Annotated in this window: 20 protein-coding genes and 1 tRNA gene; 11 read left to right on the top strand and 10 right to left on the bottom strand. The window is 64.4% G+C overall.

Features of this window, described 5'->3' with window-relative positions:
* Positions 1 to 12: 12 nt before the first annotated feature.
* Positions 13 to 2685 carry a TonB-dependent receptor gene (locus tag P0Y64_09810; GenBank protein ID WEK41715.1) on the bottom strand — a complete coding sequence of 891 codons (2673 nt, stop codon included), beginning with the start codon at positions 2683 to 2685 and terminating at the stop codon, positions 13 to 15.
* A 61-nt stretch (positions 2686 to 2746) separates the two neighbouring features.
* Complete coding sequence (locus P0Y64_09815) at positions 2747 to 3574, bottom strand: EF-hand domain-containing protein (GenBank protein WEK41716.1); 828 nt, start codon at positions 3572 to 3574, stop codon at positions 2747 to 2749.
* A gap of 186 nt (positions 3575 to 3760) precedes the next feature.
* On the opposite strand from P0Y64_09815, the gene P0Y64_09820 reads away from it, so the two are divergent.
* On the top strand, positions 3761 to 4795 hold the full coding sequence (locus P0Y64_09820) for a quinone-dependent dihydroorotate dehydrogenase (protein WEK41717.1): 1035 nt from the start codon (positions 3761 to 3763) through the stop codon (positions 4793 to 4795).
* 175 nt (positions 4796 to 4970) lie between these two features.
* Positions 4971 to 5291, top strand: coding sequence for a hypothetical protein (locus tag P0Y64_09825; GenBank protein ID WEK41718.1), 321 nt, complete (start codon positions 4971 to 4973; stop codon positions 5289 to 5291).
* A gap of 117 nt (positions 5292 to 5408) precedes the next feature.
* Here P0Y64_09825 and P0Y64_09830 read toward each other — a convergent pair whose 3' ends face one another.
* On the bottom strand, positions 5409 to 6518 hold the full coding sequence (locus P0Y64_09830; GenBank protein WEK41719.1) for a CaiB/BaiF CoA-transferase family protein: 1110 nt from the start codon (positions 6516 to 6518) through the stop codon (positions 5409 to 5411).
* A gap of 128 nt (positions 6519 to 6646) precedes the next feature.
* Between P0Y64_09830 and P0Y64_09835 the strand changes: the two genes are divergently transcribed.
* Entirely contained in the window at positions 6647 to 7360 is a 714-nt protein-coding gene (locus P0Y64_09835) for a DUF4163 domain-containing protein (GenBank protein WEK41720.1), read from the top strand.
* A 45-nt stretch (positions 7361 to 7405) separates the two neighbouring features.
* Positions 7406 to 8809 carry a hypothetical protein gene (locus P0Y64_09840; GenBank protein WEK41721.1) on the top strand — a complete coding sequence of 468 codons (1404 nt, stop codon included), beginning with the start codon at positions 7406 to 7408 and terminating at the stop codon, positions 8807 to 8809.
* 159 nt (positions 8810 to 8968) lie between these two features.
* On the opposite strand, the gene nusG is transcribed toward P0Y64_09840, so the two are convergent.
* Both nusG and secE read right to left on the bottom strand, forming a co-directional pair.
* Positions 8969 to 9505, bottom strand: a complete 537-nt coding sequence (nusG, locus tag P0Y64_09845; protein WEK41722.1) for a transcription termination/antitermination protein NusG — start codon at positions 9503 to 9505, stop codon at positions 8969 to 8971.
* 19 nt (positions 9506 to 9524) lie between these two features.
* Entirely contained in the window at positions 9525 to 9722 is a 198-nt protein-coding gene (gene secE, locus P0Y64_09850; GenBank protein ID WEK41723.1) for a preprotein translocase subunit SecE, read from the bottom strand.
* Positions 9723 to 9940: 218 nt separating this feature from the next.
* Between secE and P0Y64_09855 the strand changes: the two genes are divergently transcribed.
* From P0Y64_09855 to P0Y64_09865, 3 genes are all read left to right on the top strand, one after another.
* On the top strand, positions 9941 to 11530 hold the full coding sequence (locus tag P0Y64_09855; protein ID WEK41724.1) for a sulfotransferase: 1590 nt from the start codon (positions 9941 to 9943) through the stop codon (positions 11528 to 11530).
* Positions 11527 to 12816, top strand: coding sequence for a divalent metal cation transporter (locus tag P0Y64_09860; GenBank protein ID WEK41725.1), 1290 nt, complete (start codon positions 11527 to 11529; stop codon positions 12814 to 12816). The genes P0Y64_09855 and P0Y64_09860 overlap by 4 nt, the downstream gene beginning before the upstream one ends.
* 135 nt (positions 12817 to 12951) lie before the next feature.
* Complete coding sequence (locus P0Y64_09865; protein WEK41726.1) at positions 12952 to 15573, top strand: TonB-dependent receptor; 2622 nt, start codon at positions 12952 to 12954, stop codon at positions 15571 to 15573.
* 327 nt (positions 15574 to 15900) lie between these two features.
* Here the strand turns inward: P0Y64_09865 and P0Y64_09870 are convergent, their stop codons facing one another.
* On the bottom strand, positions 15901 to 16425 hold the full coding sequence (locus tag P0Y64_09870; protein WEK41727.1) for a PEPxxWA-CTERM sorting domain-containing protein: 525 nt from the start codon (positions 16423 to 16425) through the stop codon (positions 15901 to 15903).
* Between the two features lie 709 nt (positions 16426 to 17134).
* Between P0Y64_09870 and P0Y64_09875 the strand changes: the two genes are divergently transcribed.
* Together P0Y64_09875 and P0Y64_09880 are read left to right on the top strand one after the other, a co-directional pair.
* Positions 17135 to 18274, top strand: a complete 1140-nt coding sequence (locus P0Y64_09875; GenBank protein WEK41728.1) for a hypothetical protein — start codon at positions 17135 to 17137, stop codon at positions 18272 to 18274.
* Positions 18264 to 18839: a hypothetical protein gene (locus tag P0Y64_09880; protein WEK41729.1), complete on the top strand. Its 576-nt coding sequence runs from the start codon at positions 18264 to 18266 to the stop codon at positions 18837 to 18839. Before P0Y64_09875 ends, P0Y64_09880 begins: the two co-directional genes overlap by 11 nt.
* A gap of 11 nt (positions 18840 to 18850) precedes the next feature.
* On the opposite strand, the gene P0Y64_09885 is transcribed toward P0Y64_09880, so the two are convergent.
* On the bottom strand, positions 18851 to 19540 hold the full coding sequence (locus P0Y64_09885) for a hypothetical protein (GenBank protein WEK41730.1): 690 nt from the start codon (positions 19538 to 19540) through the stop codon (positions 18851 to 18853).
* A gap of 869 nt (positions 19541 to 20409) precedes the next feature.
* On the opposite strand from P0Y64_09885, the gene P0Y64_09890 reads away from it, so the two are divergent.
* The gene (locus P0Y64_09890; GenBank protein WEK41731.1) at positions 20410 to 20730 is read left to right on the top strand and encodes an antA/AntB antirepressor family protein; all 321 of its coding nucleotides are present in this window, start codon (positions 20410 to 20412) and stop codon (positions 20728 to 20730) included.
* Positions 20731 to 20868: 138 nt separating this feature from the next.
* Here P0Y64_09890 and P0Y64_09895 read toward each other — a convergent pair whose 3' ends face one another.
* A complete protein-coding gene (locus P0Y64_09895) occupies positions 20869 to 21177 on the bottom strand; it encodes a hypothetical protein (protein WEK41732.1) in 309 nt (102 codons plus the stop codon).
* A 756-nt stretch (positions 21178 to 21933) separates the two neighbouring features.
* Between P0Y64_09895 and P0Y64_09900 the strand changes: the two genes are divergently transcribed.
* Positions 21934 to 22512 (top strand): recombinase family protein, encoded by a 579-nt coding sequence (locus tag P0Y64_09900; GenBank protein ID WEK41733.1) that lies wholly within the window; start codon positions 21934 to 21936, stop codon positions 22510 to 22512.
* Positions 22513 to 22681: 169 nt separating this feature from the next.
* On the opposite strand, the gene P0Y64_09905 is transcribed toward P0Y64_09900, so the two are convergent.
* Positions 22682 to 22758 (bottom strand) — tRNA-Trp (locus tag P0Y64_09905).
* A gap of 105 nt (positions 22759 to 22863) precedes the next feature.
* The gene (locus P0Y64_09910; protein ID WEK41734.1) at positions 22864 to 25224 is read right to left on the bottom strand and encodes an EAL domain-containing protein; all 2361 of its coding nucleotides are present in this window, start codon (positions 25222 to 25224) and stop codon (positions 22864 to 22866) included.
* Positions 25225 to 25274 lie beyond the last annotated feature (50 nt).

Below are 25274 nucleotides of genomic sequence, written 5' to 3' on the forward strand. Positions count from 1 at the left end.
CGTCCGACGATTTTAGAACATCTTGCGCAGTGACAGGCTGATCGTCCGGCCCATCGGATCGAGATAGCCCGGCTGATAGGCGAGCGGCGTCGCGCCGGTCGCGTCCGTCACGCGTTGACGGCTGTTTAAGATATTGCTCACGCCAAGCGACAGCCGCAAGCCGCGCGCCCAGCTTTCATGCGGCACGCGCTGCTGGATATTCGCAAACAGGCGAAGGTTGAATGTCGCGAGCGACGAGAAATGCAGATCGCCCACCGCCGGGGTGGCGGAGGTCCGCGTCGTCGCGGCGGCGCTCCAGTTTCCGCTCAGTCGCAGGCCGACGCCGTTATCGACAACCCCGGCGTTGAACGAGACCTGATGGCGCGGCTGGGTGATCGCGCCGATCGTGTCGCCGGCGAGGAGATCGAGCGGTTGCGAGCCATCGCGCAGCACCAGCGTGTCGCGGATCGCCCAGGTGTGCCAGATCGAAAGCTGGAGCCGCGCCTCGTTGCCACCGCCGCCACGTCCGCCGCCGAAGCCACCGCGCCCGCCGCCGAATCCGCCACGCCCGCCGCCACCCGGGCCGCCGAATCCGCCACCCGGGCCGCCGTGGCCGCCAAAGCCGTCACCTCCCGCTCCGCCGGGACCGCCGAAGCCTTCCGGCGGCGGCCCCATGTCGTTGGGCGGGGGTGGCGAGTTATCAGCTCCACCACCGCGCTGACCGTTGACCACCACGTCGCCCGGCGCGCCGCGCGCGCCCTGCACGCCCGTGGCCTCCAGTTGTTGCTGCTGCTGCTGCGGTGTCGCGCCATCCGCACCGGGCCGACCGGATTGACCGCCCTCGCGATTGCGGCGCGGCCATCCGCCCGGCGGCGGCGTGGGGCGCGTTGCGGCGCGCAGCACCTTCGAGAAGACGACGCCCCAGCGAAGCTGTTCCTTTTCCTCGCGCGCGAAGTTCAGCGGCCGCGCGTCGATGCTCTCAAGCTCGCCATTTTCATCGCGGATGAAGCGATCAGGAAAGGCGTTCTGGGCGAACAGGCTCGCGCCGGTCAGGCTGCCGATCGGATTGTTCACCCGGCTGTTGAGATAATTGGCGTTGATCGTCAGATCGAGCTTCGACACCGGCTTCACCGAGAAGCCGAGCTTGAACACATGCCGATCATCGGCCTTCAGATTGGGATTGCCGCCGGTGATCTGCGACACCTGCACCGTCTGGCCGGTTACATAGTCGAAGATGCGCACATTGGGCACGACGAGCAGCGGCGCCTCAAGCTGCTGCAACGTCGGCGCGACGCGATCCTCGTTGACCGAGGCGATCACGCTGATCCCGGTGCGCGGCGTCCAGTTCAGACCGTAGCCGAATGTGCCGAGCGTGCCGTAATCCGAAAGCTGGTTGAGTTCGCCGTTTACGTTGGCCGTCAGCGTGCCGATCGCGCTCAGGAAGCCGGTTTTGGTGCTGGTCAGCGGAATGTCGAAGCTGAGCTGCGCATTGCCCGTGGAGCGCGTGACCGCGCTCGACAGGGTGGAGGCGCCCAGCCGATCAGTCGTGGAGGTCAACTGGCTGGCGTTCCCGCCGATCTGGAACGATGTGCGCACTTTGCCGCCGGGCAGCGCGAATAACGGGCCGGACACCAGCAACGACGCGCCGGCGGTGTTGCCGATCGCAATCGCATGCTGATCGCGGATGCTGGCGCTCTGGAAGCGATCGGTGTCGCTGCGCGCGTCGCTGTGATCGTAGGTGCCGGTGAAGGAGAGCTTCCAGTTCGTCGACAGATCGTAGTTCAGCGTCAGGCCGCTATGCGCGGTGAACGTATTGCTATCCTGCCGCAGCGCCGCAATCTCATCCGGGTCGAGCGCGGCGGAGAGGGGCGCGCCGCCGACGAGCCCACGGCTGGTCTGATAGCCTGCGGTGCCGTTCAGCGACGCGGTGAGCTTCGGCGAGATCTGATAGGCATAGGTGCCGTTGAGCGAATAGTTGCGCGTCGATGGCTGGAGCGTGCGGAAATCGGTGTCGCTCGCGAATGGGTTGGCGGGATCGCTCGCGGCCGGATCGGCGATGATGCCGCGCTGGCTTTCGAGCAGCGCCGCGCTCGTCTTGGCGCGGGCCACGACGTTCAGCCGCTGATTGTCGTGAATTTTGGTGAGGCCGAACTCGCCATTGACGTTGCCGCCGCCGCCTTCGGTCGCCGCACCCGCGCCCGCGCTGACGACGCGCGCGTGGAAACGGCGGCGCAGGATGATGTTCACCACCTTCTGCGTGGCGCTATAACCGTATTTCAGCGCGACTTCCTCCGGCAGGATATCGAGCCGCGCGATCGCCTCGGTCGGCAGGTCGCCCACTTCGTTGATGCCGGAAATGCGCTTGCCGTTGACCAGCACGACCGGGCCGCTGCTGCCGCGCCCCTGAATGCTCGAGGTCTGGTCCGAAATCTGATCGAGCAGATCGCTGACCGAATCCACGCCGTAAGCCGCGATATCGGCCGGCGTCAGCTGGTTTTCCGGGGGGATGTTGCCGATCACCGCGCCGGGCAGCGCCTGCCCCGTGACGACCACGTCTTCCTGTTCCGTCACATCCGTTTCGGCCGGGGCGTGTGCAGCTTCCTTTGCCTCCTGCGCGCTGGCGGGGGAGGTTGATGCGAGTGCAGCGAGCACAAGCGCGAGCGCAGAATGAAGCGTGCGGCGTGAGGCGGAAGATGAAGTGAACATGATTTCCCGGTGATGACGCAACGAAGATGAACGGATGCTTGGCGCGGGCGTGTCGCGCAACTCAATCTTGTGGCGATCCGCGATCATCTTGCCCGTCAGCTTGCGGCGGGGGGCGATGGAAGGAGCCGCCGTGGTGTCCACCGCGCCTGCCGCCGCCGAAACCGCCCCGAACGCGCGTGTTGATCGCCGGCAGCTCGCCCGGCGTTAGAAAGCCGTCGCCATTGCGATCGAGCAACGCGAAACGCTGATCGGCGGCTTGCATGAATTCATTGGCGTCGACGCCGCGATTGAAATTGGTGTCGGCGGCCGTCACCGGCTCGGGTAGCGCGATATAGCTCCAGCGGGCGGCGCCCTGTAGCTGCTCGCGCGCGGCCTGCGATGAAGAGCCAGAGCTTTGCCCGCTACTATCGCCGCCGCCGCCGCCTCGTCCGCCGCCGCCAAATCCGCCGCCGCCACGGCCTCCCCCGCCGCGTCCGCCGCCATGGCCGCCGCCGCCGTGCCCGCCCGATGGCGCGGCACTGTGCGTGGGGCCCGCCGCATCGCGCACGCGAATTTCGGGCACCATCTCGGTTTCGTAGAATTCGATTTCATCGGGCGCGATCTCGCCATCGCCGTTGCGATCGAGCACATGGAAAAAGCGCATCGCGTCGGCGCGGAATTCCGCGCGGTCGATCCGGCCGTCATGATTGGTATCCGCCCCGGCGAACCACGCCTTTTCGGGATGCTCGACGCGGAACGGCTCGCCCATCGGGCTGATGAACAGATAGTGCGCCTGTTCCTCGCCCTGTGGGCCGTGACGGGGCGGCCCGCCGTGATGCGGTGGGGGTGGGCGGTCGGTCGCGCATGCGCCGAGCAGCAAAGTAGCGGTCAGGATGGAAAATCGGAACACGCGGCACCCCCGGTTGCGGTTGTCACCACGCTTTCGGGAACGATCGTCTCGAAGATATTACAGGATTGAAACGATTGTCGGCGGGGTGAAATGTGTCGGGCCTCCCGAACCGGAGCGCCCTTGCGCGGCCGGGGCATTTGCGGGGATAGCGGCGCGCGAAACCACCGCCTTTTCCCCGGAGCGCCCGTGCCGACCGCTTACGACCTGATCCGCCCCGCCATTTTCCAGCTCGATCCCGAAAACGCGCACCGGCTGACGATCGCGGCGCTGCGCCTGATGCCGCGCATCGCCGCGCCGGGGGTGGACGAGGCGCTGGCGGTGGAGGTCGCCGGACTGCGCTTTCCCAATCCGCTCGGCATGGCGGCGGGGTTCGACAAGGATGCGGAAGTGGCGGACGCGCTGCTCGCGCTCGGCTTCGGCTTTGCTGAGGTGGGGACGATCACGCCGTTGCCGCAACCAGGCAACCCGCGCCCGCGCCTGTTCCGGCTGACCGAGGATCGCGCGGTGATCAACCGCTTCGGCTTCAACAGCAAGGGCGGAGAGGCGGCGGCGAAGCGGCTCGCGGCGCGCGCGGGGCGGCCGGGGATCGTTGGCGTCAATATCGGCGCGAACAAGGATGCCGCCGATCGCATCGCCGATTATGTGACGATGGCGCGGTTGATGGCGCCTTATGCGAGCTATCTCACGCTCAACATCTCCAGCCCGAACACGCCGGGGTTGCGCGCGTTGCAGGATGTCGGGGCGCTCCATGATCTGCTCGATCGCGTGCTGGCGGCGATCGCGGATACGCCCGTCCCGGTGTTCCTGAAGGTCGCGCCCGATCTCCAGCCGGCCGATGTGGACGCGATCGCGCGCGCCGCACTCGACCGGCGGCTAGGCGCGCTGATGGTGAGCAACACGACGATTACCCGGCCGCCGCTCCGCTCGACGCATGCGGGGGAGGGGGGCGGCCTGTCCGGTGAGCCGTTGCGGCTGCTGGCGCTGGAGCGGCTGCGCGACTTCCGCACGGCGACGGGCGGCAAGTTGCCGCTGGTGGCGATCGGCGGCATCGCCACCGCCGACCATGCGTGGGAGAGCATCCGCGCGGGGGCGAGCCTCGTCCAGCTCTATAGTGCGATGGTGTATGAAGGGCCGGGCATTGCGCGCCGCATCGTGCGCGGGCTGGCGGAACGCGTGCGGCGCGAGGGGCTGCGGTCGATTGGGGAAGTGGTGGGGGTGTAGCGGCGGGTGGCAGCCGTTTCTAACTGGCTTGACGTTTTTCAAGAGCCGCCGTTAGATTGATGCGGAGCGGGAAGCGGGAGTGGTAATGTTTCGAAAAGTATGTGCGTTCTTGATAGCGCCCATGCCAGTCGCGGCATTCCAGTCCGTCGTTGTCTCGCTATGGCCAAAACATGGAATGGGTATCTTCGAACACCCATCCTCTATGTTCGTAGCGCTGTGTTTAATCTTCTATTTCTTTGGTCTGATGGTGGGCGCGCCGCTCTGGCTTTTAGTTATTAGAAGACAGCTTGCAACATGGCCGAGATATGCGTTCTATGGTTCAGTAGTAACCGCCCCATTGGTTGTTTCTTGCATCTGGGTGGGCTTCCACGGAAAACTCGCGCTTTTCGCTATCGTCTACGACACACTTCTTTTTGGCGTGGGTGGAGCCGTTGCGGGAGCAACATACTGGCTTGTTCGCCGCCCCGATCAATCAAGAGGCGCCTTGGCTCGCTAAACCGCTCAGCCCGAGCGGCAGAAGCACACCATCGTTAGGTGCTGACGTGATCCCTTAATCCGTCATTCCACCTTCCACCCAATAGTCGCGATAATTTCACGCCTGTCCGGCGTCCGCTTACCCGGGGCGCCTCGGCGAGCCCTTGGTCCCCACCATTCGCTCCCCGTCGATAACGATCGGCCCGGCCACGCCGGGCAGGCCATCGAGCGACAATCGCATCCCGCGCGCGATCACCTGTGGGTCGGCGAATACTTCGTCGACATTGTTGATCGGTCCCGCCGGTACGCCGGCCGCTTCAAGCGCATCGGCTAGCTCCGCCTTGTGCCAGTCGAGGATGGTGCGGGTCAGGATCGGGATCAGCGCATCGCGGTTCGCCAGCCGCGCGGGGTTGGTGGCGAAGCGCGGATCGTCCGCCAGCGGGAGGTTCAGCACCGCGCAGAGCTTCGCGAACTGCGAATCATTGCCCACCGCGATGATCAGCTCGCCATCGGCGCAGGCGAACGCCTGATAGGGGGTGAGGTTGGCGTGGCCGTTGCCCATGCGGTGCGGCACCTTGCCGCTCGCCATCCAGTTGAGCGCCTGATTGGCCAGCACCGCCACCTGCGTGTCGAGCAGCGCCATGTCGATATGCGCGCCTTCGCCGCTCATGTCGCGGCGGCGCAACGCGGCGAGGATGGCGACCGCCGAATAGACGCCGGTGAAGATGTCCGCATAGGCGAGGCCGGTCTTTTGCGGCGCGCCGTCCGGCTCGCCCGTCAGCGACATGATGCCGCCCATGCCCTGAATGATGAAGTCATATCCCGCGCGATGGGCATAAGGCCCGGTCTGCCCGAAGCCGGTGATCGAGCAGACGATCAGCTTCGGATTGGCGGCGCGCAAAGTGGCCGCGTCGAGACCGTATTTGACGAGGCCGCCGACCTTGTAATTCTCGATCACCACATCGGCATCGGCGATCAGCCGCTTCACCGCCGCTTGCCCTTCCGGGGTGGCGATATCGATCGCGACGCTGGTCTTCCCGCGATTGGTGGAATGGTAATAAGCCGCGTCGAGCGAATTGCCGTCGGCGTCATGAAGGAACGGTGGCCCCCAGTGGCGAGTGTCGTCGCCGGGGCCGGGGCGCTCGACCTTCGTCACCTCCGCACCGAGATCGGCGAGCAACTGTCCGCACCACGGGCCGGCGAGAATCCGCGCGAGTTCCACAACGCGAATACCTTCCAGCGGCTTCATGCACGGCTCCCCTGTCCAATCATTGGGACGATTGACTAGGCGGGATGGCGCGGGCTTACCAGCCCGGCGGAGCGGAACATTCATCGCCGTCCGCGCGTCTCGCTGGCTGGCGATATCGGGGGAAGTTCATGCGGATTGCGATGGGATTGGCGCTTACGGTGAGCGTGGCGACGGGCGCGCTGGCGCAATCCGGCGGCGCGGCGCAGGATTACAAATTTCTCTACGGCTACCCACCGGCGGCGGCGCGGATCCCGGCACTGCGCACCTGGCTGGAGGCGGATAGTACGAAGCTGCGTGCCGCCACGGCGCGCGACGCGGCGGAAGCGCGGCGGCAAGCGCGCAAGAGCGGCTTCCCCTATCGCAAATATGAGACGCAGAAGACCTGGCAGCTGGTGACGAACACGCAGCGCTTCATAAGCCTGTCGGGCAAATTCTATAGCTATACCGGCGGCGCGCACGGCAATTCCGGATCGCTGGGGATGTTGTGGGACAAAGCGACTGGTCGCCGGTTGGAGCCGAAGCAGGTGTTCACTTCGATCGCCGCATTGCACGCCGCCGTGACGGCGCCATTCTGTGCGGCGCTGAATAGCGAGCGGACCAGCAGACGCGGCGCGGCGCCGTCGGGCGATGGGACGTTCGACAAATGCCCGAATGTCGATGAACTCACCTTGCTGCTGGGTTCGTCGAATGGCAGCCGGATCAATCGCATCGGGCTGATTGCCGATCCCTATGTCGCCGGGCCCTATGCCGAGGGCAGTTATGAGGTGACGCTGCCGGTGACGCCGGTGCTGCTCAATGCAGTGAAACCGGCATATCGCGCGGCATTCGAGATCGGGCGATAACCGCGCACCGTTTCCAATTTTCGCGGACCGACTTACGCCGGAGAAATGGAGCGCGATTCGCAGCCGTCGGCTTTTCCCGCAACGCGCGTGGCGGCGGCGCTGGTGCCGCTGTTTATCGCCTGTGCGGGGACGCTCGCTTACTGGCCCGGCCTCGTCACCTGGGATTCGCTGCGCCAATATGATCAGGCGCTGAGCGGCGATTTCGATGACTGGCATCCGCCGGCGATGGAATGGGTGTGGCGGCAATTGCTGCCGCTCGCGCACGGCCCGGCCCCGATGCTGGTGCTGCAACTCGGGCTCTATGCGCTGGGCTTCACGCTGCTGATTCTCGCGGCGGTGCGGGCCGGATGGGGGCGCCGTGCGCTCGCTATCGGCTGCGTCGCGCTGTTGCCGCTATCGGCCGCGCTGATGGCGACGATCATCAAGGACAGCCTGATGACCGGCGCATTGCTGGCGGCGGCGGGGCTATGCGCGATCGCCGATCAGCGCGCGACGGGGAAAGGGGCGATGCGGCTGGCCGCGCTCGCGCTGCTGCTGTTTGCCTCCATGCTGCGCTTCAATGCCGTATTCGCGACGCTGCCGCTCGCGCTGTGGACTCTGCCCGAAGCGTGGCGGGGGCGGCCGATACGGATGGCGGGAAGCGCGGTGCTGCTGCTCGCGCTGCTGGCGGCGGCGATGCCCCTCGCCAACCGGCTGACGGCGGCCAAGCCGAGCGGGGTGGAGATGTCGCTGATCATCTTCGATCTTGGTGGCATCACCTATCATTCGGGTGAGGATCAATTCCCGGCGCTGCGGGTGAAGGACGCGGTGGCGGTCAACCGGCATTGCTACACGCCCGTAAAATGGGACAGCTATGCCTGGTGGGTCGATGAGCCGTGCCCGATCGGCTTCGAACGGGTGCGCCGCGCCTTCGCCGCGCAACATATCGAGCCGCACCTGTTCTGGTTGCGCGCGATCCTGCGTCACCCGATCGCTTATGCCGAGCACCGGCTGGCGCATTGGAACGTCGAGACGCGCTTCCTGGCGCTCGATTCGGTCGATCGGCCGGTGCAGGTCACGGCACCGCCCAACGAATGGGGTTTTGCCGTAACCCCCAACGCGATCGTGCGCGCGGTCGATCGGCTGGCGTGCCTGAGCGCAGAGACGCCGCTTGGCTGGCCGTGCGTGTGGATCGCGGCGATGATCGGGCTGTTGTGGGCCGGGGGTTCGGGATTTCCGACGCGAGTACTGGCGTGGTCGGCGCTGCTGTACGGGCTAGGTTATGCGCCGCTCGGCGTGGCGGCGGAGCTGCGATACTATCTGTGGACGATGATCGCCGGGGCGCTCGCGCTGGTGCTGGCGGTGGGGGACTGGCGCGGCGCTGCGTCGCGCGGGATGTGGGCGCGCCTCGTTGCGCCACCGATGGTGGTGGCGATCGTCGCGATCGGGTTTCGGGCGATCAACGGTTAGGCGCGCGCGAACTTAGGGCTTGCGACGGATGTAGGAGATAATCTGCAGAGGCCCGACGCGGGAGTGAATCCCGCGTCGTCGGGCAGGTTCGCTGCGCGACCTGCCGGCCGGGCCTGGCGGTCTAACGGATAGCGTGGCTATCCGCGTGCCGCCTGCGCCTTACTTGCTGCGTTCGACCTGTTCGAAATCCAGCTCGACCGGGGTGGCGCGGCCGAAGATCGACACGGAGACCTTGACCTTCGACTTGTCGAAATCGAGCTCTTCGACGGTGCCGTTGAAGCTCGCGAACGGGCCGTCGAGCACCTTCACCGAATCGCCGATCTCGTAATCGATCTTCACCGAATGCTTCGGTGCGGCGGCGGCCTCGTCCTTCGAATTGAGCATCCGCGCGGCTTCTGCGTCACTGATCGCCTGCGGCTTGCCCGACGAACCGAGGAAGCCGGTCACGCGTGGCGTGTTCTTCACCAGGTGATAGACGTCGTCGTTCATGCTGAGCTTGGCCAGCACGTAGCCGGGCATGAACTTGCGCTCGACCGCCACCTTCTTGCCGCGACGCGCCTCGGTCACGGTTTCGGTCGGCACCTCGATCTGCTCCACGAGCTGCTCGAGGCCGAGGCGCGCGGCCTCGGTCAGGATCGTATCGCGGACCTTGCCCTCGAAACCGGAATAAGCGTGGATGATGTACCAGCGCGCCATGTGCGTGAAACCTTGTCCCTTACTTCGCGAGGCTCAACAGGCCCTTCACGAGCTGATCGAAAAGCGTATCGACGCCCAGGAAGAACAGCGCGAGGAGCGTCGTCATGATCAGGACCATTACCGCGGTCATGATCGTTTCGCGCCGTGTCGGCCAGACAACCTTGCGCGTCTCGGCCTGAACCTGACGGATGAATTCGATCGGGGACGTCTTCGCCACTGTGCGTGCCTTCGCAAACGTGCCGAGCGAGGCATAAGACCGCCACCGCTTCCCTTTCATCAGGGAAACGGCGAAAGCCCGTCCTCGCTGTCGGATGGGTTGCGGAAATAGCGTCGCCTTCGCCCGAAGGCAAGGGGCACGCGCGAGCATCCGTCATAACCCGCGCGATCCCGCAAGCGGCTTGCGCTGGCGGGCGCTTCCGATCATCGTTGCCCGTGATGGCGACCCTCGCAGCCAATTCCTATCCGCCGCCCCTGCTCGATGCCGCGCTGGCGCTGCACGACGGGCAGCTTCACATCGCGGAGCCGCTGCTCAAGCAATATCTGAAGCGCGATCCGTTCGATGCGCGGGCGATCCGCATGTTGGCGGAGCTGGCGGGGCGGATCGGGCGCAATCGCGATGCGGAGAATCTGCTGCGCCGCGCGCTGGAGCTGGCGCCGGCATTTACCGCGGCGCGCGCCAATCTGGCGTTGGTGCTCTATCGCCAGAATCGCGCGCCTGAGGCGCTGGCGGAACTCGACGAGCTGCTCGCGACCGAGCCGGATCATGTCGGCCATGCCAATCTGAAGGCGGCGGCGCTGGGGCGGCTCGGCGGGTTCGAGGAAGCGATCGCGCTGTACGAAGGCGTGTTGGCCGCTGCGCCACAGCAGCCAAAAGTCTGGATGAGCTACGGCCATATGCTCAAGACGGTCGGGCGGCAGGCGGATGGCGTCGCCGCCTATCGTCGTGCGATCGCGCTTCAGCCAACGCTTGGCGAGGCGTGGTGGAGCCTCGCCAACCTGAAGACGGTGCGGTTCGACGATGCGGATATCGCCGCGATGGAGGCGGGGAGGGGCACGCAGGGTCTTGCGGAGGACGACGCCCTCCACCTCGATTTCGCGCTGGGCAAGGCGCTGGAGGATCGCGGGCAGGCGGATCGGGCGTTCGCGCATTACGCGGCCGGCAATGCCGCGCGGCGCGGGCAATTGGGCTATGACGCCTCGGTGATCGCGGGGCGGGTGGATGCCTCGATCGAATTGCTGACGCCGGCCTTTTTCGCTGAACGCGCCGGCTGGGGCTGCCCGGCGCCGGACCCGATCTTCATCCTGGGCATGCCGCGCGCGGGATCGACCCTGATCGAGCAGATATTGTCGAGCCACAGCGCCGTGGAGGGGACGACCGAGCTTCCCGATCTTCCCGCGATGGTGCGGCGCGTGGCGGATTATCCGCATGGGCTTGCCAGCCTTACGCGCAAAGAGGCAGCCGAACTTGGCGAGGAATATCTGCGCCGGGCGGCGGTGCAGCGGCGCACCGGGCGACCGTTTTTCATCGACAAGCTGCCGAACAACTGGCTCCACGTGCCGCTGATTCGGCTGATCCTGCCCAACGCGCGGATCATCGATGCGAGGCGCGATCCGCGTGCGTGCTGCTTCTCCAATTTCAAGCAGCATTTCGCGCGGGGCCAGTCGTTCAGCTACGCGCTAGACGACATGGGGCGCTATTATCGCGACTACGTGCGGTTGATGGCCCATCTCGATGCGGTGCAGCCGGGGCAGGTCCATCGCGTGATCCATGAGCACCTGGTCGAGGCGCCGGAAGCGGGGATTCGCGGCCTGCTCGATCAACTTGATCTGCCGTTCGAGACGGCCTGTCTGTCGTTCCACGAGACTGAGCGCGCCGTCCGCACCGCCAGCTCTGAGCAGGTGCGCCAGCCGATGTTCCGTGGCGGTGATACCGCGTGGCAACCCTTCGCCGCGCATCTCGCGTCGCTCTATGCCGCGTTGGGCGACGTGATCGCCCGCTATCCCGAAGCGCCCGCCTTTTCATGAGCGAAGCGCCGGCACTCGAGGTCGGCAAATCGCGATGGAGCGAGATACTCCACCATCCGCTCGGTCAGCTCGGGCCGGGGCTGATCACTGGGGTGGCGGACGACGATCCGAGCGGAATCGCGACCTATGCCCAGGCCGGCGCGCAATATGGCTTCGACATGTTGTGGACAATGCCGGTCGCCTATCCGCTGATGTCGGCGGTGCAGGTGATGTGCGCCCGGCTCGGGCGCGTGACGGGCAAGGGGCTTTCGGCCAATATCAAGACGGCCTTTTCCCCGCGCTTGCTGCGCGTGCTGGTCGCACTGCTGCTGATCGCCAATATGCTCAACATCGCGGCGGACGTCGCCGCGATGGGCGAGGCGGCGGAGCTGGTGACGGGGATCGGGCGGCGCTGGATGACGGTGGCGTTCGTGATCGCGACGCTCGGGCTGCAGGTGTTCGTCCCCTATCATCGCTACGTCAAATTTCTGAAATGGCTGACGATTTCACTTCTCGCCTATGCGGCGGTGCTGTTCACGGTGCATGTGCCATGGGGTGAAGTGCTGGCGCATACGATATGGCCACGGTTTCGGCTGGACAGCGATGCGGCGACGATGGTCGTCGCCGTATTCGGGACGACGATCAGCCCATATCTGTTCTTCTGGCAGGCATCCGAGGAGGTGGAGGATCTGCGCGGCGCGCCGGGCCTGATCGACGCCCCGGCGGACGCATCGGCCGAATTGTCGCGCATCTCCTGGGATACGTGGAGCGGGATGGCTTATTCCGATCTCACCGCCTTTTTCATCGCGCTGGCGACGGCCGTGACGCTCCATGCCGGCGGGGTCACCACCATCGAAACCGCGGCACAGGCGGCGAGCGCGCTCCGGCCGATCGCCGGCGATTTCGCCTTTCTGCTGTTCGCGCTGGGCATCCTGGGGGTGGGGATGATCGGGGTGCCGGTGCTGGCGGGATCGGCCGCTTATGCAGCGGCGGAGGCAATGGGCTGGAAGAACGGGCTGGAGCGCAAGGCAACTGATGCGCGGGGCTTTTATGCGGTGATCGCGGTGTGTGTGCTCGCCGCGCTGGTGATCCAGTTTTCACCGATCAACCCAATGCGGGCGCTGTTCTGGAGCGCGGTGATCAACGGCGTCGTCGCGGTGCCGCTGATGATCGTGCTGCTGCTGCTCGTATCGCGGAAAAGCGTGATGGGGGCGTTTGTCGCGCCGCGCGCGATTCGCTGGCTCGGCTGGGGCGCCACGCTGTTGATGGGGGCGGCGTCGATAATGATGATCGGCGCGATGTTCTGATCTTCGCGGACGAACGCTGAGCAGTATTGGGCGAGTGATGCACGTTGCAAATCTGCCACGCTTTCGGGCCATTGTCGTTTTTAATGGAAAGTCTTGATTGACGGGTGCGCCGCGCCGCAACATTCTTGCAACAAAATGATCATTCGGGGGGCATGGGTGGCAAGTTTCAAGAACCGCACGTTGGTTATGCTTCTTGCTTCGGCCGCGCTGTCCAGCCCCGCCCTTGCTCAGACGACGGATCAACCGGCCACCCGTGCATCCAATGATGCGATGAGCGACATCATCGTCACCGCCCAGAAGCGCGATGAGAATATTCAGACCGTTCCGATTTCAATCCAGGCCTTGTCAACGCGCAAGCTGGATCAGCTCAATATCTCGAATTTCAACGAATATACTCAGCTTCTGCCATCGGTCGCCTTCCAGACTTCACAGCCGGGCGTGACGACTGTTTACATGCGCGGCGTCGCCTCCGGGGGCGACGGCAATCACTCCGGTTCGCTGCCTTCGGTCGGCAGCTATCTCGACGAACAGCCGGTGACGACGATCGGCGGCACCCTCGATATCCATATCTACGACGTCGCCCGCATCGAAAGCCTCTCCGGGCCGCAGGGCACGCTGTACGGCGCGTCGAGCGAGGCTGGCACGATCCGTATCATCACCAACAAGCCTGATACCGCTGGCTTTTACGGCCGCATCGATGGCGAATTGAACACTGTTCACAAGGGCGGCGTCGGCGGCAAGCTGGAAGGGATGATCAACACGCCCTTCTCCGAAAACGTCGCGCTGCGCGTGGTCGGCTTCTACCAGAAGGACGCCGGTTATATCGACAACGTCGCCGGTACGCGGACCTTCTGCGGTTCGCCGACCTATGATGAAAACGGGGATATCAACGGCTGCATCAAGAACGGGATCACCGTCAACAACAATGCGCTGGTAAAGAAGGATTATAACGACACCGAAACCTGGGGCGGCCGCGCCGCGCTGAAGATTGATCTCGACAACAATTGGACGGTGACGCCGACAGTACTTTACCAGGAGCAGCGCAGCCACGGCAGCTATGGCTATGATCCGTCGCTCGGCGATCTCAAGGTGCAGCATTTCCTGCCGGAATATCGCCGCGACCGCTTCATTCAGGGCGCGCTGACGATCGAGGGCAAGGTCGGCAATTGGGACATTACCTATGCCGGCGCCTATCTCGATCGCCGCGATACGCAGTCCAGCGATTATACCGATTACGCCGAAGCCTATGATTCGCTTTACCAATCGCACGGCGGCCTCGCGAATTATTTCTATTATCAGGATGCCCTCGGCAACACGATCGCCCCGCTCCAGCGCGTGCTCGGCACCGATCATTTCAAGAAAATGAGCCAGGAGTTCCGCGTTGCTTCGCCGAGCACGGAGCGGCTTCGTATCGTCGCGGGCGCTTTCTATCAGCGCCAGTCGAACCTGATTCATCAGGATTATCAGATTGCCGGGCTGGCACCCAATCTGTCGGTCAACGGCCATCCGGGCACCCTGTGGCTCACCCAACAGCATCGCGTTGACAAGGACTATGCGATGTTCGGCGAGGCAAGCTTCGACATTTTGCCAACGCTGACCGCCACGGCGGGCGCACGCGCCTATATCTACGACAATTCGCTACTTGGTTTCTTCGGCTTCGGGCGCAATCCGGATGCTGGCGACGGCGGCATTCCTTACACGGCGACCCCGTATAACGCGGCGGGAAGCTCTCGCACCGGCGTGGCGGGCTGTTATCTCACCAACGGGCAGACGTTGCGCGATACCGTGGGTGCCGGGCAGGTGCCGCCACCGTTCGCGCCGGCCGCGGTTGCCGGTGGCCCGTGCACCAACCTCGCCAATATCTCCGGTACCAACCTCATTCCCAAGCGGACGCAGGGGCAGGGGGCGACTTATAAATTCAACCTGACGTGGAAGCCGAGCGATCAGGTGATGCTCTATGCCACATGGTCGCGCGGTTTCCGCCCCGGCGGCATCAACCGGCGCGGCGACGTGCGGGATTATGCGCCCGACTTCCTGACCAATTACGAGGTCGGGTGGAAAACGACGTTGCTCGGCGGGATGCTGCGCTTCAACGGCGCGGTCTATCAGCAGAATTGGGATGCGTTCCAATTCTCCTTCCTTGGTCAGAACAGCTTCACGGTAATCGAGAACGGGCCGAGCGCGCGTATCCGTGGCGTGGAGATGGACGCGAACCTGTCGACCGGACCGCTCACGTTGACGGCTGCGGGGTCTTATACGGACGCCCGGACGCGCCAGAATCTGTGTCTTCAGGCCGATCCGACCTTCACCTGCTCCGGGTTGACTGAGGGGGGTGATCAAAACCTTATTTCGGCGCCCAAGGGCACGCGCCTGCCGATAACGCCCGAGTTCAAAATCACGGGAACGGCGCGATATACCGTTCCGCTGGGCGATAGCGTGAAGGGCTATGTCCAGGCGCTGGTGTCGCATCAAAGTTCGGCGTCGTCGGATATTCGGACCGCGGTTTATCAAACGGGCACCGGCTTGATCATCAATCCCGCCGCGGAGCTGGGACGGCTGCGCGCCTATACCACCGGCAATCTCGCGCTCGGCGCGGAAATCGGCAGCAATTATACGATCGAGGTTTTTGCGCAAAATCTGTGGGATGTGCGCGGCGAAATCTCACGTTTCCAGGAATGCGGGTCGTGCGGACAACGGCCCTATATCGTGCCGATCACGCCGCGGACCATCGGTATCCGCGCGGGCGCGAAGTTCTAGGGGAGGAGCCTGGCGTATCTGGATGCGCCACGGTTTCAGGGGAAGGACGGGGTGGCCACGCCCCGTCCTTTTCCGTTGGGGCTCCGTTGATCAAGGGCTGTGGGGGCGACAATTTCGCGTTGTCGACTGCCGGGTACGCACTGGCCTGAAAGGTGGCGGCTGGCGGATCACCAGCTTATTCTAGCTCTATCGAAGACTCGCGGTCTCGAAGTGTGTGCCGCCCCTTCTCAGCCTCGACCTTGCGCACCGGCCTGCGCGACCGTTGTAGGCAAAGGAAAAGGCGCCGGGTTCAATCGGCGCCTTCCGAGTTTCTTACCTGTCAGGCTGTCAGGCGAACCGCACTTTGACCGCGCGGCGGCGCATCGCCGCGCCGACCAGGCCGAAGCCCGCGATCATCATCGCCCAGGTGGCCGGCTCGGGAACGGCGCCCGCGACGGCGGAAACGGAGCCGGAAGTCAGATAGCGATTATAGCCCTTCTCGGTTTCGCTGGTGGTCTGGTTCAGCGAGGTGCCGGTCGATGTGAGCGGGCTGTTGAAAAATACGTTGAGTTTCGCGTTCGAGAACGTCGCCGACAGGCCCTGAGCGGCGTTCCAGAACAGCGCGGTCGCGTTGCCGAACGTATAGGTAGTCCCGGTGTAGCTGCCATAGGGCCAGCCGCTGTTGGTGGACGACGTGATCGAGAAGCCGATAAGCGTCGCGAGGTCGTCGCTCGTGGTGAACGTGCCGGACAGCGTTCCGCCGTCGACGAGCTTCACATTGTCGAGATTGAACACCGCCGCAGCTGAAGCGGGAGCTGCCGTGCCGAGCATGGCAACGGTCGAAAGGGCTGCGGCAACTACCAACTTACGCATTTAAAATCCCCGTGTTTTCCAGCTAGCGCCAGCGACGAATCGCGTCGTCTCGTTCGATCGTGGTCCGTAGAGGCAAGGTTTGGCGACCAACAGTCCGTTAACCACGAGTTTTCCGCCGCGTCCCAAATCGGAACAGTCATTTCCGCGCTGACTGGAAACGAGGATTCGCAGCTCTTCCCGCGACGGATGTGGGCGGGCGGCCAACGCGCCGTGCCATGCTGGCTGCAAATCGATTTCTAGAGAAGGTGGCAGGGGATCTCGGAGACGTTGACAGGGGTGGTTTAAGGCGTTGGTTTTGCATAATTTCAGTGATTTTCAAAGCGTTGTATCCGACGATGCCTATCCAACAAACCTATCCTACACGTCCTTGAAAGCTCCCTAAAATGGCAAGCCTGAAGCTCCAACATCGCCAATACTGGGCCACCGTGCGCGCGCCGAAGGGCCTTCAGGATCATTACGACGACAAGAAGCACCTAATACCGAAACCTTCACACTTCTGACGTGAAGGTGGCGAGGGTTGAGGCCGCCGCATGGGAAGCGATGCTGCGGATGGAGTGGCAGGAGAAGCAGGGCCGGTCCGTCAGCGACCCCGGCGCACTCCGCCGCATCTACACAGATGCTACGCCGGCAGGCGGCCGAGGGTGCGTTCGTTGTCCATCAGGGCGATGAGGACCCGGTTGAGGCTGGAATTGAACATGAGCTGGGGAAGATGGCCGACGCCGATCCTGACCCCGATGGCGAGCTTACCGCTAACGCCGCGATCCGCGTTGCCGCCCTTCAGGATGCGCTGCGGGAGGTGAGGGGGCAGAAGGTGCCTCAACGGAAGGAGCTTGAGCCAGCCTTTAGCGAGGTGGTGTCGGATTACATGACCCAATGGCGCACCCAGCGCGGCCTCAAGGAAACCAACACGGAGCAGCAGAAGGACGCCACGTTCCGCCTGTTCAAGGGCTTCTGGAACGATAAACCTATTCGGGGCGTCCGCGACGCCGACGCTTCCCGCTTTCACGATGCGCTTCGCCGTACCGACCGCGACTGGGCGCGCGCCAACGGCGCCAAGGAGATGGCATGGGCTAAGGTTCAGGAGCTGTTTGGGGGCAGCGACAACGGATTGGCCGACGCCACCATGAACCGCCATCTGGCGACCCTGAAGGGCCTTTGGGATTGGGCCGCGAGGCGCGGTCATTGCTCTGGTCACAACCCGTTTGATGGTTTCCACCGGAAGCTGCGAACCGGCGTGAACGTGCTGGGCTATCTGGCATGGGAGAAGGAGGAGCTTGGCGCGCTGTTCGCCAAGCCGCCGAAGCGGGCGGACATTCGGGAGGTTATCCTAGTCGGGATGTACTCCGGGATGCGCCTTGACGAGATTGCGTCGCTCCGGTGGGAGCAGCTTCGGGAGGGCGAGGGCGTCCGGTATTTCCAAGTGGAGGACGCGAAGACCCCAGCCGGGAACCGACAGGTGCCCCTCCACCCGTCGCTGGCGTGGCTCTGGGACCGCAAGCCGGCCGGTGGCACGGGACAAGTATGGACCACCTTCAACGGGGAGGGGCCGGGGAAGAAAGCGGGCGCCGACGCCAGCAAGGAGTTTTCTCGCTTCAAGTCTGCTCGCGGCTTCAAGGATCGCCGCAAGGTGTTCCATTCGTTCCGCAAGAACGTCACGCGGATCATGGAGAGGGCCACCGTGCCGGAGAACGAATGGGCGCAGGTGTTCGGCCATGAGAAGGGGTTCACCTACGGGCGTTACAATCCCGACGGGATCACGTTGGAGCGCAAGCGGGATATTATCGAGCTGATCGAATATCCCGGCGTGACTTTGCCGGCACCGGCGCGGCCCTCAAGCGATGCAGGATAATCCCGTCATTTCCCGCCCCACAGGCACGATAGCCAAATCCAATGACTCCTTATCCTCCATCCCGATAATCAGCGCCGAAGCGGCTTCTTTGGCGCCTTTAGGCCACTTCCCGAACTCCGACCGGCGGCGCGAGTTGGAGAACAGCCGCCCAGTCCGTTGGGATCGTGTAACGACGCATCAAGGTGCGGCAGGGGCTATCGCTGGGCTGGTCGATGCGATGGTGGCGTGTGAGGATAGGAAACGCGCACGGCGGGCCGACGCCATGGAGCGCGTCCGGGCGGCCATGGCGGCGCTGACGCTCGACCTGTTCGCTTGCGCCGCCGCCACCCCGTCCCGGTTCATTGCGTATTCCCGCGACCGCAATGCATACCGGGCGAGCCGCTATCGCAACGCGGCTATCACCTTCACCGCCGCCACCGACGTTGTCGACTTCCTCGAATGCAACGGCTGGGCGGAAGGCGCAGGGGCTATCAGAGCAGGGGCGAGGCCGGACGTGTCATTGGCCGCCGGTCCCGTCTGCGCGCCACCGCAAAGCTGGTCGAGCATTTCGCGGCGGCAGGGCTGACGATCCACGACCTATCGTTCGATCCGGTTGCAGAGGTGGTCCGGTTGAAGCGCCGGGTCATAGTCGGGCTGGCGCAGGTCAACACGCTGGCGGAATATGAGGACGATGAGACCACGCGGACGATGCGTTCCGACCTCCAGCGCCTCAATGGACTCCTTCGGGACACGCGCGTCGACCTTAAAGACGTCCCGCCGGGGAATGACGGGATCGATGGCGATGCGTTCGATGACGGTGCCGATGATGACGACCGGCCGGAAGCCGCCGACCACACCGCCATCCGCCTCCATCGGGTATTCAATGACGGCCGGTTTGATCGTGGCGGCCGGTTCTACGGCGGGTGGTGGATGGCGCTGCCGAGCCATCGTCGTGCCGCCGTACTGCTCGATGGCGAGGTGACGGTCGAACTGGATTATTGCGCCCTCCATCCCCGGCTCTGTTACGCGCTCTCCCGACTGGACTGGCCGGCTGATGCCGATCCTTACGCGCTGCCCGCCGCGCCCCACGTAGCCCGTAGCGTCACCAAGGCGGCCTTCACGCGCCTCCTCAACGTCAGTGCTGGCGTTACCCCCGCGTGCCCCCAAAGGCATCCCGAAGCGGCTCTGGCGGGAAGCGCTGGCGGGGGTGCAGGAGTTGCATAGCGCAATCGCGGGCTGGTTCGGTGCCGGCCGGGGCATGGAATTGCAGCGGATCGACAGCGCCATCGCATCCGTCGTTCTCGACAGCCTCGCTTATCGGGGCATTCCCTGCTTGCCGATCCATGACAGCTTCATCGTCCCAGCTTCGAAGGAGTTGGCGTTGGGCGAGTCGATGTACATGGCCTTCAGGGGGCAGATGGAGCATTTTGGGGGGCGGAAGGCATGGCCTGCGATTTCCGGCTGGTCATCGCCGGCGGTGGAAGCGAAGGTAATGCGGTCGATGGACCCGGACTGGACACCAGCCCTCGCACCATCGGCAGGGCTGGAGGAAGTGGGGGCGAGGGAGCCTTAAGGTACACCCCAAATACCATCACTAAGAGCCTTAAGCTTAGCCGCTTGCCGTCCGACCATATCCGTCGCAGCATCGCGGCTATGCCTACAGATGCGCGGCGACTACGCCTGATCCTGTTTCACGCCCAGAGCGGCTTCTGTGCCGGATGTGGCAACAAGATACGCAGCAAGCCGGGTCGGTCCAACGACCCGCTCGCGCCAACCTTCGACCACGTGTGCCCGCGCTCCAAGGGCGGCAAAAGCTTAGTGACGAATGGGCTATTGAAGCATCGCCGCTGTAACGCACAACGTGGCGACCGCCCTCCGACCGGCTGCGACCGTCTATGGCAGATAGTGGTATCTGCGCGGCTGAAGCACGCAAAAAGCCAAGCGCTGCCCGAGTTCTACGCGGAGCGGGATCGCGTACGTCGGGAGGAGCTGCGAGCGGTTCGGGCTGCGATCATAGAAGCCGGGCGGACGGTCGAGGGACGTGACGGCGTCAGCTATCGGCTATGGGGTTTCGTGCGCCTGTCACCGCGATGTGAGGAGGGGCCTGCACTGCTCCCAAGTTCGTCGTAGCCACGAAGATCGCCTTCGATACCGCAGTGATCTCCATCGACCGCGAGGGTGTCATCATGATCGACGCGCGGCAGCTTCATGGGTGGCTGGGCGTCCGAGATTACTTCCATCAGTGGGTGAAGCGTCGGGCGGAGGAATATGGGCTCGAGGACGGGACGGACTTTTGCACGAGCGTTTGCAAAACCGGCGGATGCTCCCGCACCGACTACCTCCTCACCATCGACATGGCGAAGGAACTGTCGACGGTCGAGCGCACCGAACGTGGCCAATTAGTGCTCCCCCTCGGAGAGGGAATCGGCTTCGGACCAGTTTCGGCCCTAGCTGACCCGATAGCCCACACTCTTTGATTAGAGCGCACTCTCGGAGAGAGAGCCCAATTAGGCCGCATCTTGTAACTGGGCCGCATCATTGGGGGAGAAATCCGCCTCGCTCCATCATTCCTCAAACCCCGAATACGCCACGCCGCCGGATCGCCGTTCCTGGCGTCATCGCGCCGCCGTGCCGCGAGTAGGAGAACCCTTGAACAACCCACGCCGCTCCCGCGCTTCCGCAATTAATGAGAAGTGCAAAGCCTGTATCTGCGATCCGTATGTCGCGGGGACATGGCGCGAGCAGCTCGCCGCATGCCCCTCCGCCAATTGTCCGCTGTTCGAGGTGCGGCCGGTCCCGCGATCTTGCATCGTGAACGGAGTTTGCGGCCCCGCCGCGATCAATGCCGTCAGGATGAAGCTCGATATGATCGACCGCCGCTGCGCCGCCGCCTGATGGTCGCGATGCCGGCTTAATCCGGTCATCGCCAGCCACGGAGCGACGTTGGAGGACAGGGACCTATCGGGGCATCCTCGTCTCCATCGTCGCTCTGTGGTCTGGAAATGCGCTTAAATCCCGCATCGGGCCCCTTCGATGCCCCGAACGTCACCTCCAGTTCCCGCAGGGTGGAAATGGTATCCCCGCTGCTAGCAGGCGAAGCTCCGCCAGTCGTTCTATCTGGCGGATGGCCGGCGCTATTGCTGCTGCTACGCTGTCGCCGGTTGGGCGGTATCAAGCGGGCCGTGGCAGACTTAGGGTGGCAATCGCGGCCCGTTATATTTGGTGCAAATTTCCGAAGCGGGTTATCGTAGGGGCCGCGCGCCGATTTCCCCCCTTATGGGGTGGCGGTGGAGCGATGGCGCGATGGCTCGGAGCCTACTTCCGGGATCACCGAAGGGCGCCAGTGTCGCCATCAATCCGATTGCCGGAAACAGGTCAACGCGTTCGAGGCGCGCGGTCTGTGCCTGGTACACTGTCGGCCTCGCTGTCAAACGACGCAGAGGCGGCGCGGCTCGACCGGAGCTTTCCGCCACTCGCGTTTGCTCTCGGCCTCCTTCACCGTGCAGCGAATGCGCCGGCAGCTCCAGTGCAATGCGAACCCGCTGCGTGCGTGCGCCCCTTGTATCGGAAACGACCGTTTTCGAGCCTGCCGGAAATGCTGTATCGGAAACTAGCTTGACAACCATTTCGATCCACCCTTAGAAACGATACAGCTTTTCGTTACAACGGGATCACGCCTCATGGCTCGCACCTTCGCCTATTGCCGCGTCAGCACAGCGGACCAGACCACCGACAATCAGGTGCGGGAGATTGCCGCCGCCGGTTTCGCGGTCGAGCCTAAACGCGTTGTCGAGGAGACGGTCTCGGGTTCGGTGGCTGCTATGGAGCGCAAGGGCTTCGCCCGCCTGATCGACCGCATGGAGTCCGGCGACGTCCTCATCGTCACCAAGCTAGACCGGCTGGGCCGCAATGCGATGGATGTACGTGCCACCGTCGAACGCTTGGCGGCAGATGGGGTCCGGGTGCATTGCCTCGCCCTCGGGGGTGTGGACCTCACCAGCGCTGCCGGAAAGATGACGATGGGCGTTCTGTCCGCCGTCGCGGAGTTCGAGCGCGACCTATTGATCGAGCGCACCCAGTCGGGGCTATCTCGGGCTAAGGCCGAAGGGAAGGCGTTGGGCCGCCCCTCCGCGCTCTCAAAGGAGCAGCAGGAGACCGTAAAGGCACGGAGGGCCGATGGGGTGTCGCTGGGGGCGCTGGCGAACGAATATGGCGTGAGTCGCGCCGCGATCCAGCGGGTGGAGAAGCGGGCGGGTTAGATTACTCTCGGGCGGTCGACGCCCTGCTTTTTTTGTTCAGCCCTAGAGCGGCGGCGGACATCTGGTGGGGTCGCGGCAGACGGAGGAGCCCGAACCTATCCAGCAAACCTATCCAACACGGGGCGGTTTTTAGGCTCTATCATGTTGAGATTGTTCAATTTTCTGGAAGTGGCAGGGGAGCTCGGATTCGAACCGAGGGCCTTCGGTTTTGGAGACCGACGCTCTAACCAGCTGAGCTACACCCCTACGAGCGGTTGCCCCTAACGCGACGCGGCGGCGGCGGCAATAGGGGAGAATGAAACTGCGCGCGCAATTCGGCGCGGCGGTGCGATCGTCTCCTGCCGTAACCGCTCAAGCGGCGGCATAGGCATCCGGGCGATGGCGTCCGGCGAGCGCGCGCGCTTCCTCCACCGGCAGCGGGCGGCCAAAGTAGAAGCCCTGGATCTTGGTGCAGCCCAGTTCGCGGATCATGTTCAGCTCGGCCTCGGTCTCCACGCCCTCGGCTGTGGTCGCCATGCCGAGACTTCGGGCGAGCGCCACCACCGCGCAGATGATCGCCAGCGCTTCCGGCACGCCACGCGACGCGCCCTGAACGAAGCTGCGATCGATCTTGATCGAGGAAAATCTGGTGCGGCTGAGATAACCCAGCGAGGAATAGCCGGTGCCAAAATCGTCGAGGCTCAGGCGCACGCCCATGTCGAGGATATGCTCCAGCACCTTCACCGCGCCGGTGCCTTCGCGCATGAAGACGCTCTCGGTCACCTCAAGCTCCAGCCGGCTGGCTGAAATGCCGGAGGTGGCCAGCGCCTGCGCGACGACGGTTGCGAAATTGGGATTGTGCAATTGCTCGGGTGAGACGTTCACCGCGATCCGGATGTCGTCCGGCCAGCGCGCCGCTTCGGTGCAGGCGGTGCGAACGACCCATTCGCCGATCGGGCCAATCAATCGCGCTTCTTCCGCGAGCGGCACAAATTTGGCCGGGCTGACCATACCAAACTGCGGGCTGTTCCACCGCAACAATGCTTCGAAACCGGTGAGCCGCCCGGTCATGGTTTCAACGACCGGCTGATATTGCAGGTGCAGCTCGCCGCGTTCGAGCGCCTTGCGCAGCGCGATTTCCAATACGCGACGTTCCTCCGCCGCGACGTGCAGTTGCGGCTCATAGGTGTGGAACGCGCCGCCGCCTGCGTCCTTGGAGCGATACAGCGCAAGATCGGCCGAGCGGATAAGGTTTTCGGCGGTGCGGCCATCGCGAGGCGAGGTCGCGACGCCGACCGAGGCGCCGATCCACAACGTATGCTGGTCGATCTCATAGGGGCGCGACAATGTCTCGATAATCGTCCGCGCGAGTTGCTCGACGCGACCCGTGTCGGCCGCGTCGCGGACCACGACCGCGAATTCGTCACCGCCGAGCCGCCCGACCATCTCATTTGCGGTGACGAGCTGTGCCAGCCGTTCCGATACGCGCCCGAGCAGCCGGTCTCCGATCGGATGACCCAGCGTATCGTTGACCGCTTTGAAGCGATCGAGATCGATCATCATGAACGCGCAGCGCGATCCCCATTTCTCCGCCTCGGTGAGCGCCTTGCCCAGCGCTTCGTTGACCAGCAGGCGGTTGGGCAGCCCGGTGAGCGCATCGAAGCGCGCCATGCGATTGATCTTGTCGGCGGTGGCGCGTTGCTCCGTTACATCCGAGCCGACCCCGCGAAAGCCGATGAATTCACCGCGATCGTCATAGCGTGGGCTGGCGGCGATTTCCCACCAATGCTGCTCGTCGTTGACCGTCACCGGCAGCGCGAGATCGCGAAAGCTCTCACGGTTCTTGAGCTTTTCCGCGAGCTGGCGAAGGGCGGGCGAGAAATTGCCCGATTCCCATGCCGGCCCGGCGAGCACCTGAAGCAGCGGCATTCCTTCGATCGCGTGGGGGGCGACGCCCAGCGCCATCGCGAAGCGCGTGGTGCCCCTGACAACGCGGCGCTGCACGTCGGTTTCCCACAGCCAGTCCGATCCGGTGTCCTCAAATTCGCGCAGCAGCAGGCTGACCGTCTCATCGCGCTCGGTAAGCGTCAGTTCCGATCCGCGCAGCAGCACAAGGGCGCGCGCGCGCGAAACGCATGCGATGATTAGAATTGCGGCGAACAGGATAGAGCCCGCCGCGCCGACATAGACATGCGTGATCGCAAACGCCGTCGCCACCGCGAGAGTCACGCCGCCGATGAACCCCAGCGCGGCAAGCACCAGCGGCGCCAGCGCGATCGCGGCGGCGGACATCAGCACCGACAGCACCATCCACAGCGCCAGCGCGGTCGTCGCATCGCTGTGGCGCCCGAACAGCAATATCGGGACGCTCCACACCAGCGCCAGCGCAATGCCTTCGAACCCGGTGCTGCGTAACTCGCCGACGGAGGCAAGGGCATCCGGCTGCGGGCTGGTTCGCAATCGGCGAACCGCAATCACGGTAGCGACGACCATGACGGCGATGCCCCATGTCCCAAGCCAGGATTGCGGCACATGCGGTGTAAAGAGCATCACGGCGATCGCCGCGCCAATCAGATTCACGCCAAGCATGAAGAGCGCGAGTTGTCGCCCGGCATGGAGGGTGGCGCCACGGATTCGCGCCCAGGCGCCGGGGTCGCTGCCTTCGGACAAGCCAAGTAACGGCCCGAGTGGGACCGCGGGATGGCGGACGGTGGGGGGTTCCACGTTACTCACACCCCCCCGTTTACGCGATCAGGGGTTGATCAATCGTTTCCGTGCGCGCG

Origin of the sequence: Candidatus Sphingomonas colombiensis (assembly GCA_029202845.1) — a bacterium.
Lineage (GTDB): Bacteria > Pseudomonadota > Alphaproteobacteria > Sphingomonadales > Sphingomonadaceae > Sphingomonas > Sphingomonas colombiensis.